Source organism: Phormidium sp. CCY1219 (assembly GCF_055795085.1).
On sequence record NZ_JAYFEQ010000804.1, the window covers coordinates 1 to 11,950 of the forward strand.

Annotated in this window: 10 protein-coding genes; 1 reads left to right on the forward strand and 9 read right to left on the reverse strand. The window is 48.7% G+C overall.

Features of this window, described 5'->3' with window-relative positions; genetic code table 11:
* Positions 1 to 209 precede the first annotated feature (209 nt).
* The 6 genes from AC0QH1_RS24880 to AC0QH1_RS24905 form a co-directional block, all read right to left on the reverse strand.
* Positions 210 to 857, reverse strand: a complete 648-nt coding sequence (locus AC0QH1_RS24880; RefSeq protein ID WP_324634111.1) for a GNAT family N-acetyltransferase — start codon at positions 855 to 857, stop codon at positions 210 to 212.
* A gap of 67 nt (positions 858 to 924) precedes the next feature.
* Positions 925 to 2,142: a DUF790 family protein gene (locus AC0QH1_RS24885; protein ID WP_324634112.1), complete on the reverse strand. Its 1,218-nt coding sequence runs from the start codon at positions 2,140 to 2,142 to the stop codon at positions 925 to 927.
* Between the two features lie 78 nt (positions 2,143 to 2,220).
* Positions 2,221 to 2,637 carry a secondary thiamine-phosphate synthase enzyme YjbQ gene (locus AC0QH1_RS24890; protein WP_324634113.1) on the reverse strand — a complete coding sequence of 139 codons (417 nt, stop codon included), beginning with the start codon at positions 2,635 to 2,637 and terminating at the stop codon, positions 2,221 to 2,223.
* Positions 2,638 to 2,741: 104 nt separating this feature from the next.
* Positions 2,742 to 4,907, reverse strand: coding sequence for a tetratricopeptide repeat protein (locus tag AC0QH1_RS24895; protein WP_324634114.1), 2,166 nt, complete (start codon positions 4,905 to 4,907; stop codon positions 2,742 to 2,744).
* 11 nt (positions 4,908 to 4,918) lie between these two features.
* Positions 4,919 to 6,571: a DEAD/DEAH box helicase gene (locus AC0QH1_RS24900; RefSeq protein ID WP_324634115.1), complete on the reverse strand. Its 1,653-nt coding sequence runs from the start codon at positions 6,569 to 6,571 to the stop codon at positions 4,919 to 4,921.
* Positions 6,572 to 6,711: 140 nt separating this feature from the next.
* A complete protein-coding gene (locus AC0QH1_RS24905) occupies positions 6,712 to 7,146 on the reverse strand; it encodes a DUF29 family protein (RefSeq protein ID WP_324634116.1) in 435 nt (144 codons plus the stop codon).
* A gap of 51 nt (positions 7,147 to 7,197) precedes the next feature.
* Here AC0QH1_RS24905 and AC0QH1_RS24910 point away from each other — a divergent pair, with 51 nt between their 5' ends.
* Complete coding sequence (locus AC0QH1_RS24910) at positions 7,198 to 7,404, forward strand: hypothetical protein (protein WP_324634117.1); 207 nt, start codon at positions 7,198 to 7,200, stop codon at positions 7,402 to 7,404.
* 362 nt (positions 7,405 to 7,766) lie between these two features.
* Here the strand turns inward: AC0QH1_RS24910 and glsA are convergent, their stop codons facing one another.
* The 3 genes from glsA to AC0QH1_RS24925 form a co-directional block, all read right to left on the reverse strand.
* Positions 7,767 to 9,815: a glutaminase A gene (gene glsA / locus AC0QH1_RS24915; RefSeq protein WP_324634118.1), complete on the reverse strand. Its 2,049-nt coding sequence runs from the start codon at positions 9,813 to 9,815 to the stop codon at positions 7,767 to 7,769.
* 319 nt (positions 9,816 to 10,134) lie between these two features.
* On the reverse strand, positions 10,135 to 11,238 hold the full coding sequence (psbA, locus tag AC0QH1_RS24920; protein WP_324634119.1) for a photosystem II q(b) protein: 1,104 nt from the start codon (positions 11,236 to 11,238) through the stop codon (positions 10,135 to 10,137).
* Positions 11,239 to 11,749: 511 nt separating this feature from the next.
* Positions 11,750 to 11,950: HNH endonuclease (locus AC0QH1_RS24925; RefSeq protein ID WP_324634120.1), on the reverse strand; the 201-nt coding region annotated here is incomplete at its 5' end.

The window sequence follows — 11,950 nt, forward strand, 5'->3', positions numbered from 1 at the left end:
CCAGTATCCAAGCAGCAAAGCGCTCTGGGTATTTTTCTGCCAGAAATTTGCACAAGTTATCATAAGCCATAGCGATTGGGTTGAAATGGCCTATACTCTATCGTACTTCTGTTTGCTTAAGAACCATGTTAATTGTACCATATTTAATAGAGAAGTATTGAAATGAGTTAGGAGCGATCGCTGTTGCCAGTTGAAGCAGGATATCCCGTTTAAATTAACTCCACAGAATCCGGAACCTGATGAATAAAAGACTTTAACAGCGCATCTCCCGCGTCGCGATCGTAAACTTCCCCATATATCTGCTGAATGAGTTGTTTCACCAGACTGCCCGGTAATTGGCCTCCGGGGTACTCGGGCAGCATCATTAATAGCATCTCTATCGACACATTTCCCGAGAAAGGAGGCAATTGATAGGGGACATTTTTGAGAATTTTTGCCCCTAGTCGTTGATAGAACTTCACCCGCCTTTTTCTGTCTGTTTGATTTTCTCCAGAAGCGGGATGCTCGACTTCAATGAGTAAGTATTTGTTAATATTCGCCAGGTTTTGTAAAATTTCTCCCATGAATTGACCGCCAATTCCTCGACCTCGGTAGGCTTTGTCAGTTCCCAGATAGTCCAGCAATACAAAGTCAGTATTTTTCAAAGGGTATAACAACGCAATGCAAACCACTTTGTTTTCCAGTTTGCCGATTAGCCATTGGTAAAGCTGCTTTTTAAGTCGGTTTTTAACTACTGCTGTCGGTTGTCTTTCGCTAGCTGGAAAAGCATGTAAATAGATTTGCAAAGCTCCTTCAAAATCCGGATGTTTCACCTCGGGCAATTCCATAATTTGTAAGTTCGTATTATCCGATACCATGACATTTAAAAATCAATAACTCTAAACTACAAAAAAGTGATTCGTGGCGCGTCAGGCGCAACGCTTTTTAGTCCTCCAAAACGGCTAACACCTGCTTCGGTTGCAACTTTTCTTTAAACCAAACAATGGGTACGGAAACAGTTTTGACATTGACCCCAGCTTTTTCCAAGTTTAACCGTTCGGAAACGGCTAAGATTAAATCGTGGCGTTGTGCTTTTCTGGCTTGGGCGAATTTCTTTTGCAAATACTCGGAACGCCAATAGCCGACAATTTCGAGTAAATAGGTGCGTCCGTCGGGATGAACTAAGCGAAAATCGGGAATAATGACGCTACCGGGAATTGGAATTAAATCCACTTCGCGTTCTAATTTCCACTCGGTTTTTGTGGATGCCCAGCGCTTGGCAAAGGAAGCTTCTAACATGCTATCATAAGGTTTGCCGGGAGGATAGTGACTGACTAATCCACAATCGGAATTGAGGCTAAATCGTCCAGTTTTCCAGTTCCCCGTATAAGTATCGCGACTTTGCAAGGTGGCGTGCAAACTCCATTTGGTGACATGCAGCAATGCAGGGAGCATTTTAGCCAGGGCCAATCCGTAACGGGTACTGGGTTTAAACAAGCTAGTAGGACCATCAATGGTGATGGTAAAGCCGCGATCGGCGTCGCCTTCGATGTAGGCCATCAGTTGAAATAATTTTAAATAGCGAAATAACAGTTTATACTCACCAGGATCGTTGCGATGGGCGTTGATTTGGATGTGCGTGGCGCGATAAAATACGCCTTGCACTTGGGAGAGATTATACCGATGCAGCAGCGCTTCGGGCGTCGGCGCGTCAAATTCGGTGAGGATTTTATTCTCGTTTAGATCGGCATAAATTCCGGCTTGTATCTGGGCGGGAATGACTTCTCGTTCTAATTCTTGGCTGAGTTCGGTGGCGAGTTTTTCCAGGGTACGTTGGGTGGATGATGTGCTGGGGACGGTTTGCGCGGACTGAGTAAAAACGCGCTGGCGCAATGCGATCGGATCGAGAGGCGAAACCACTTCAAAGGTGCTTAAGTTGCTTTTGAGAATGTGGGCGAGTCCGCGTTTGATGCGGTAGTCGGTTCCCTCGCCTTCGATGTCTTGTAATTGGCGATCGAGTTCGCCTTGGGTGCGCCCTTGGGCTTGTTGAAAACAGTCTATCAATTCAGCAGCGATCGCCAGATTTGTGCGATTTATATCCAATCGTTTCGGAACAATTGTTTCCCCATTTTGGCGGTAACTGAGCAAGTCGGATGGTAACATACTTTTTCCTCATTAATTCCCGTTTAAATTAGCCCGCGCAGGCGGGCTTTGCTAAATTACTGCAACTTATAATTGCCGCTATTCTCCATAAATCGTCACCTTGATTTTGCGATTCCTGGGTTTTACATCGCATTCAAGGTGAAAAATTTGTTGCCAGGTGCCTAACTCTAACTTCCCATTTTGTACGGGTACGGTAAGCGAAGGTCCCAACCAGGTGCCTTGTAAGTGGGAATGTCCATTCCCATCATGCCAGGTTTGTTCGTGACCGTAATCTCGACTGGGGGGAATCAGTTTATTGAGAATTTCCGGCAGGTCTTGCTGCAGTCCGGGTTCAAATTCAATCGTACCGATCGCGGCGGTACTGCCAATATTAAAAATATTAACCATTCCAACTTGAATGCCGGATTTTTTGACAATTGTATTCACGGAATCGGTGACGTCGTGCATATCGCCGTTACCCTCGGTTGCAAGGGTGATGTAATCCTGATGAACCATAATCCGATTTGCGTTAAAGGTTTCTCTTTCCTAAGATAGCGAATAAACTCAGCCCAGGCAATCACCTGGGCTGAAATTTTTATAAAATTCCCCGATCGCCGATTTTACCGATAACAGCTTAGTCGCTGGCGCAAGCGATCGCGGGTGGCGGTTTCTTCTAACGCTGCAGCGACTTCCAAGGCGCGGTTATCCCGTCCGAGTCGTGCATATTTGAGGGCAATTTCCTCATAAAAGCTCCCTCGGTCTTCCGGATCTTCTATCTCGGTGGATTGCAAGATATTCCCCTCAGCATCCATCTGCACTTTAAACACCAACATATTCGATTCCGGACCGGGAACCCTGCGCGCCACTTGAAAAGCAATATCCAACATGTCTAACGCCCGATTTGTTTTCCCAGATCGAATCGCGTTATCGGCAATATCTAACAACAGCCTCACCTTTGGCTGCGGTTGTGCAAACGCCTCCATCGCTCGAAATGCAGCCGCTTCTTCGCCTGCTGCTAAATAAGTTGTGACCAACTCTCTTAACGCTGTATCTTGAAACGATTTATCTGCTATTGATTTGGCAATTCTCTCGGCCAAATCGTATTCTTTGGCTTGCAAATAGCGCTGAAAAACGGTTGTCCAAATATACGAACCGTCCCCTACATTGTTTTTGGCAAACTCTAGGGCTTGGGAAAATAATTCTTCGGCTTTGGTTGGCTGTCCGATTTGGGCATATGCGAGGGCGATCGCCGCCAGTAGGTCGAATTTTGCATCGGGCAATTCCAGGGCATTTGCTGTTTCTATTCCTTGCTGCAATAACTCGCCAGCCCGTTGGGTTTCCCCGCCATTTTGATACTCAACCGCCAGTGCAGCTAAGTTACTCGGTAGGATTTCAGCAGCTTCCACGGCGATATTATATTCCCCATTTTCTGCGGCGTTGATAGCAATTTCTTGCAACAGGATTCTTTGTCTCTCCACCGATTCTATCTGTTGCGCCCCCTGAATCGCCGCTGGGTACAGTTGCCACTTCAAGTATTCGGGAACTATCTCCTGGAGCAGAAATGATTGCTGATAACTGTCTGAAATAGCAGCCACTGATTCGAGGGCATTAATCGCCAGTTGAAGGGCTTTCTGGCGTTCTCCTATTTTAGCATAAAAAACGGCAATTTTCCCCAGGTTTTTTGCTTTGATATCGGCAAAATTTATCGATTCGGTGAGAGTCACTGCCCGATCGCGGTATCCGGATTTGGCATATTGCAGGGCAATTTTCGCGATCGCCCTGCTTTGGGTGTGACTATCTTCAATAGTTTGGGCAACCTGTAGCCCCCTTGCCAAAATATCCCCTATTTTCTCATCCGATTCTCCGGCTTTTTGCCCTGCATCGGCAATCTCGGCGAGGGCATCGGCTTTTCGATCGACAAGTGCGATCGCTTCGGCAATTTGTAAGGCGGATTTCAGCTTTCCTTGCTTGGCACATTCCAGGGCAATTTCGGCATAAGTCTCGCTTTGATAATTCTCATCTGCAATATCTCTGGCAATCTCCAGTGCCCGCTCAAATTCTCCAATTTTGGCAAAATAAACCGCAATTGGTTGGAAAACCGAGGCTTTGCGAAAGGAATTGGGATAATTCACCAACTGCGCTTGTCGCAAAGATTCAAAGAGGATTTCAGACGCCGATTCAAATCGAGCGATCGCAATATAAGCGCGGGCAATTTCGCTGAGTGCTTTGGCTTTAAACTCGCTCCCGCGAATGCCAATTTCGCTTTGCCGAGCTTGTGAGAGTATATCCGCAGCGCGATCGCCCTCTCCCATTTGGGCGTACCAGCCGGCGATCGCCGCTAAGGAGCGCGTTTTCACAACGCTATGTTCTGCATCTAAACCTTGCGCCACCTGCAAGGCATATGCCAGCACAGCAGGCGCTTTCTCGGGTTGTCCCGTTGCCACAAATTGAGTGACAGTTTGTTCCACCAAACTCGGTTGACCCTGGAACCCATTGACGAGTTCGGCGAATATACTCGCTTTATTCCCATCATTGGGCAACCGCTGCATCAAGCGCAACCCTTGACTGAGTAATTCGGCAGCTTCTTCTATGTTACCAGCATTGGCAGTTTGTTGCAGGCGATCGCGCAATTCAAACAATTGGCTATCCACCATTTGAGCTTGTTCCAAGGCACAGTCAATCGGTTCTTGACCGCGCACCGCACTGCTGATGGGCGTGAAAGCGGCGATCGCAACAATGCCTGCTAACCCACTGCTAATTAGCGACAATCGAGAAAATTTCATCATTATTTTAACCCCTAGGTTCGATCCGGTTTAGAATTAGACTCAGAATCCTTTGGGGTTGTTCCCTCCTCTTGATTCTCCTGACTTCTATCTCCTTCCGGATTCTCCCGATATTTAGACTCCGAATCGTTCCATTTTTTCCCTGACTCCGCAGCGCGTTTGCTGCTGCGTTTTTCCACCCCATAAATCGGTTTTTGCGGCGGTAAACTGGGGGAAGATGAACCCGGTAAAACCTCCAGATTCGCAGATTTGCGCTGCGGCTTTTTCACGGGCTTTTGTTTTTGCGGTTTGGGTCGTTTTGTGGCGGCGCGTCTGCGCTTTGATGTACCTTCTTCTGCCGTATCTTCGGCAACCACTTCATACAAAATTGCCCGTTTATTTTTGTCGGTTCCTTTTCGCAAAAGCCTTCCTAAGCGTTGAATGTACTCCCGTGCCGAACCAGTGCCCGAGAGCAAAATGGCCACGCGGGCATCGGGGACGTCTACGCCTTCATTTAAGACATGAGAAGCGACTATGGTGTTGTATTCTCCACTTTTAAACCGTTGGAGAATTTCATGCCGTTCTTTCACCGGCGTTTGATGGGTGAGGGCGGGAATTAAAAAGTCTTGAGAAATGCGATAAACCGTGGCATTATCTGCGGTAAAGATTAAGAGTCGCTCGGGGTAATGTTGGGCGAGTAAGTCGGCGAGAACGCGCATTTTACCATCGGTCCCCAGGGCGATTTCTTTGGCTTCTCGGTGTGCTAACATGGCGCGTCGGCCCGCCTGCGATCGCGCGGAAGCTCTGACGAATTTTTGCCACCCTTTAATGCCACGAAGGGAGATTTTTGAGGCGTTTAAAAAATCGTTGCGGGTTGTCATTAATTGATTGTAGCGATCGCGCTCTATTTTGGAGAGCTTCACCTTAATTTGGACGATTTCATGGTCTGCTAGTGCGCCGCCTGCCAGTTCCTCTGCCGTTTTGCGATATACTTGTGGACCGATTAACCCATTGAGATCCGCATGTCTGCCATCGGAGCGCTCTGGCGTAGCGGTCAAACCCAGTCGATAGGGGGCGATGGAGTATTCGGCGATCGCGCGATTAAAATCTGTGGGCAAGTGATGGCACTCGTCAAACACGATGAAAGCATAGCGATTGCCCAAGGTTTCTGCATGAATCGCGGCACTGTCATACGTAGCTACCAAAATCGGGCTTTTATCCCGCGACCCTCCACCTAACAATCCTACCTCTACATCGGGAAATGCCGCATCTAAGTGAGCGTACCACTGATGCATCAAATCCAGTGTCGGCACCACGATTAGGGTAGTGCGCGGGGTCGCCTGCATTGCCAATTGCGCCAAATAGGTTTTTCCCGCCGCCGTGGGCAACACCACCACTCCCCAACGCCCCCCATGCTTCCACGCCGTTAGTGCTTCCTGCTGGTGCGGATAGGGTGGCATTTCAACCCTGGGAACCAATTCTAGGGGTTCAAACCCTTTCGCCTCGTCGATAAAATCGCTGTTTTCCGCTCTCAGCGCTTCGATCAAGGGACGATAGTAAATTGCCGGAATGCGGAACTTTTCCACGCGATCGTCCCAGGTAGCAAAGTCAATCCAAGCTTTGCCTCGCGGTGGTGGATGTAGCAACAAGGTGCCTCGGTCAAAGGTAATTGTCGGTGTGCGACCCATCAGTTTCTCGACTCTTCTATTCCTCCACTATTATAAAATATTTTTGCTCGGTTTTATCGCCGTCTTGATTTATTCAGGACTCCCACACCACCTTACAGTTTTTGTAAAATATTTTGCCTCGGTTTCATCGCGGTCTTGATTTATTCCGATCGCTCTGGCATAATTAACCCGAGGGCGCGATGGATGATTTCTTCTCGATTAACCATTTGTTCTAATTCGTGGCTTTCATAGCGTCCCTCTTGCACTTCTAAAGAGGCTTCATCAATTGCATTTAGATAGGCTTCTTCCAGAGTTTCTAGCAACTCGTCATCGGTTAAATAATAACCTCCCGCTTTCCGGCGTTTGTTTTCTCGTTGAATTTCCCGCACTGAATTGCGAATCGAGACCTCCCAAGAACGAGTCGTTCGATTTTCGGCTTGCTGTTTAATCAGATGCAGCAGCAGAATGACGGCATAGCTGCGAATCGTCTTGATGATGTCTTTGAGTCCCATTTCTTCGAGTTCTTCAACAATAGCTAAGGAGCCTTTTATGTCGCCTTGCAGGAGCTTTTGTTTCAGGTCGAATAGTTCTTCCATAATAGTCGCGTTTTCTGGGGCATTTTTGAGGAGTGATGGAGGCGATCGCCGATGCCGTTGACAAAGACTCCCTCACCCAAGTTTCGGCGAAAGATTCGCTACTGGATTGAAAGGTTCTACTTGACTCATTTTACCCGATCGCAGTTTGAAAATGCGGTTGAAGGTGCAAGGGTCTCCCTCACACCTCCGGGCAAGACTTTTATCCCTCGCCCGGTGCGATCGGGGGGACGACGGGAATCAACTGGGAAAATCGATTAAAATCTTGGACATTAGATTAAAATCCTGGACATTTCGGGAATACTGGCATAGACCAAAATATTGGTATCGAGAAACACGGCTTTGGAGCCATTATTCATACATGTCCTCCCGTCTCAAAGACAGGTTAGCCGGCCAAGATCCAACATCGATCGCTTTCATATTATCCCTCGCTTTGTCATTCTTTTACCCCTATTATAGCTATTGTTTGCCCATAGTTTCTCGGGGAAAAAGCAGGTGGCGATCGCGATCGCAATGACACTCACGTGTAGAGTGGAAAATTCCTCCTAGCGCAGGTTGGAAAAGCAAAATAAAGCGCCTGCGGATGCAGGCGGAGTTTCGATAACCGCAGGGATGTAGGGGGGTTATTTTCGCGTCCACTTTCGCAACATATCAATCGAGGTGAGGGGATCGAAAATATGCAGCCCAAAGCGCTCGGAAAGTTCCTGAAACACTTTAATCCCGCGCACGCTATTGCCGCGTTTGTCTAACGGAGGGGAGAAAACGGCAATTCCCATCTGTCCGGGAACCACAGCAATAATGCCGCCACCGACGCCACTTTTTGCCGGAATTCCTACTTTATACATCCATTCCCCGGCAAAATCATACATGCCGCAAGTACACATAACGCTCAGCAAATCTCGCACGTATTGGGCTTTAATTGCTCTTGTCCCTGTAAGAGGGTTGATGCCGGTGTTGGCAAGGGTTGCGCCCATCATGGCCAAATCGCGAGCGTTCACAATAGCAGAACAGTGTTCTAGGTAGAGGTCGAGGGTTTGACGGAGGTCGCCTTCGAGCATTCCGAAATGTCGCAGCAGGTAAGCGGTGGCCCAAGAGCGATCGCCGCAGGTTTGTTCGGAAACCAAGGTTGGGGTATCCACAAACACTTCATGGCCGACATACTTTTTATACATTTGCAGCACGCGAATCAGCCGTTGAGCGGGGCCACCGCCATGAATCAAGCTGCTGGTAGCGAGCGCACCGGCGTTGACCATCGGATTGTAAGGTCGCTTGGAACGTTCCTCCACCTTCAGAATAGAATCGTAAGCGTCTCCGGTGGGTTCCACATCCACTTTACTCAGCACGTAATCGCGACCGCGATCCTCCAGGGCCATCCCGTACACAAACACCTTGGAGATAGACTGAATCAAAAAAGGCCGCTCGAAATCGCCCACGGCATAAATATCCCCCTCCACCGTCACCGCACAAATGCCAAACCAATCGCGCTCGATATCCACCAAACCCGGTTCGCTCACATAGATGCGACCGTCGCGCAGGGGCAGATATTTCTCATGTAGCGCTTTCAAAAACTCCTGAAATGGAGAACTCACTAACTGTAGGCGCTCCATCGCCTCAGCCTCTTTCAGGGTTGCTTCGCTTTCTGCCGGTGAGGGGGAACCACTCCGCATGTACTCGGACACCAAGCGATCGCTGGGGATTTCCTCAGCATCTGCACTCCCTTGCAATTCACTCGGCGACTCCCGAGAAATTCCCTGAAAAATATGCAGATTCAACTGGTACGAGAGTTCCTCGCACACTTTCACCCCGCGCACGCTCTTATTGCGCTCGTTCAGGGGCGGCGAAAACACCGCAATCCCCATTTTATTCGGCACCACTGCCAAAATTGCCCCCGCCAGACCGCTTTTGGCGGGCAACCCCACCTGATACGCCCACTGTCCGGAAAAGTCGTACATCCCGCAGGTGTACATGACGCTGAGCAGGTTTTTCACCGACTCGGGGGCGATCGCCCGCTCTTTCGTCAGGGGATTCTCACCGCCATTCGCCAATGTTGCCGCCATCACCGCCAAGTCTTTGCAGTGAACCGAGAGGGAACATTGGTAACAATATAAATCCAGAACCTCCTCAATATCTCCCTCAATCGTGCCAAAAGTCAGCATCAAATATGCCATTGCCCGATTCAGGTTATTGTTGTGATTCTTCGAGGTATAAACCCTCGGATCGATGTCTACCGGGCGACCCACATACCGGGCAAACATCTCCAACAACCGCGCTTTGCGATCGCCGAGGGTTTTCCCCTTAATCAAACTGGTAGTGGCGATCGCCCCCGCATTCACCATTGGATTGTAATCGCGCTCGGCAATTTCCTCATGCTCTAAAATCGAATTGTACGCTTCCCCGGTTGGTTCCACCCCGACTTTAGTTAACACATACTCTTGGCCCCAGTCTTCTAGAGCTTGTCCGTACACGAACGGTTTCGAGATCGACTGAACCGAAAACAGGCGATCGCTATCCCCCACCTCGTAAACCTTTCCATCTACCGTCACCACACAGATCCCGAACCAATTGGGATTCGCTTGCGCCAATTCCGGGAGAAAATCCGCCACTTTCCCCTCGTCCAAATCGCGATACTTGCGATGCAAATCCTCTAGCAACGCTTGCGATGGTAATCCCACCGTTTCAAAGGGATCCCTTAATGGTCTTAACTCATCCGGGTTGTTCATCTTTTTGTCACTTGCCAGCAGGTCTTAGTATCCAAACAATTAAGCGGTTATATTGTATTAATTATCACAAACCACTCCTGCAAACTCCTCGCTTCACCCTTTTCTTGTCCGAGATTCCTCAACCCCCTGAGTTCCGTCACCACTCCTTGCAGAAACTCCCCTTCCCTATCCCCCCATCTGCGATCGCCCAATACCCCCCGTTCGTTCTTCAAACCAAAAAAAGCGTCCCTATCAAAGGAACGCTTTTCATTCAACTCTTGCTGAGATAACTCTAACTTTCTACGCTAGAAATCGAAGGAACATCGAAGCTTACTGGCACGGATTCACCACCGGCGAGAATCAGGGGGAAATTGTGTGCGTTCGGTTCGTGCATCGCTTGGATGCCTAGATTCGCTCGATTCAGAATATCGGCATCGGTGCGGATCGTATGACCGGCACTATCGAGAATGGAGTGATTGAAGTTAAACCCATTTAAGTTAAAGGACATCACGCCAATGCCGAGGGTCGCAAACCAAATCCCAATCGTCGGTAATGCCGCAATTAAGAAGTGGATCGAACGGCTATTTTTCAAACCCCATTCCGGAATCGTTAAGCGACCTAAGAAGCCGTAGTGTCCCGCAAACAGGTTGTAGGTGGTTTCTTCTTGGCCGAATTTATATCCATGATTGGTCGATTCTAAATAGGTGGTTTCTCGAACTAAGGTAGAAGCCACTAAGGAACCGTGCAAGGAACTGAGTAAGGCACCGCCAAAAATCCCGGCAACACCCAGCATGTGGAACGGATGCATCAGAATACTATGATCCGCTTGGAAGCCTAACATATAGTGGAAGGTGCCGGAAATTCCCAGGGGCATGCCTTCGGAAAAGCTTCCTTGACCGATGGGATAAATTAGGAAAATTGCCGTCGCCGCCGCCGCCGGGGCCGAATAGGCGATCGCAATCCACGGACGCATTCCTAACCGATAGCTCAGTTCCCACAGTCGTCCCAGGTAGCACCATACCCCAATCAAGAAGTGCAGCACGATGAACTGATACGGACCGCCGTTATACAGCCATTCGTTGATATTCGCCGCATCCCAAATTGGATATAAGTGCAAGCCCACGGCTGCAGAAGTGGGTACCACCCCAGCGGTAATCGGATTGTTTCCGGCTAAAATCGAACCGGCGATCGGTTCGCGAATCCCCTCCATATCTACGCCTGGAGCGGCAATAAAGGCGATGATAAAACAGGTGGCAGCGGCTAATAACGTCGGAATCATCAGCACGCCAAACCAACCGATATAAATCCGATTTTCCGTACTGGTAATCCAGTCGCAAAATCGATCCCATAAACTGGCAATATTGAATTCAGGTCTCTGTTGAGTGATGGTACTCATTTGCCATCCTCCTTTTGATAGATTTCATCGGAATTGCTCGGGAACCAATGGCCTCTTGAGTTTCTCTACTCTCATTGGGCACAAACATAGTCGATCCCAGCTTTTCTTGTCTGAATGCTTGTTATTTGTCGGTTCTCTTTGCCAAACCAACGGGTTGAGTTGCTTTTTATTTTCCAACTCATTTTCTATTGTAAACGAACCCGGAGAAACTGTCAACTCATTAATATTTTCTTAACAAGTTGGTCACATTTCTTTTAGCCAGATCCTCCCGATGTTTGACCTCTCGGAGCAAGGGCGAAATCTAACTTCAACTTTCTCTACAACTCTCTACATTTGGTTAAAGTTCTTAACACGTTGGCAAAAAGTCGGCGGAAGGTTGAAGGAGTCGTCGATGGATCCACGAGCGGGGATACATCCCTTCCGGTTCTCCCGGGATGGCGAGTCTCTCTGACTTGCCTTCCGGGTGACGCCGCGATCGCCCCCCTTCCAGTTTTCGCTCCTCAAAGTTAAACTAAGCAATTCCGTCACCAGAACTACTCGTCTCCAAAACCGGACTTGAGACTTTCACCTCATCCGGGGACTCAACAACTTGGCCTTTGTCATAAGTACCGAGGCTACCATCGGTGGCAGTCTTTACATCGTGGCAATGTCTATGGAGAAGTTGGAGGTTTTTGTATTCATCCTTTCCACCTAGGGTTTCTGGGATGATGTG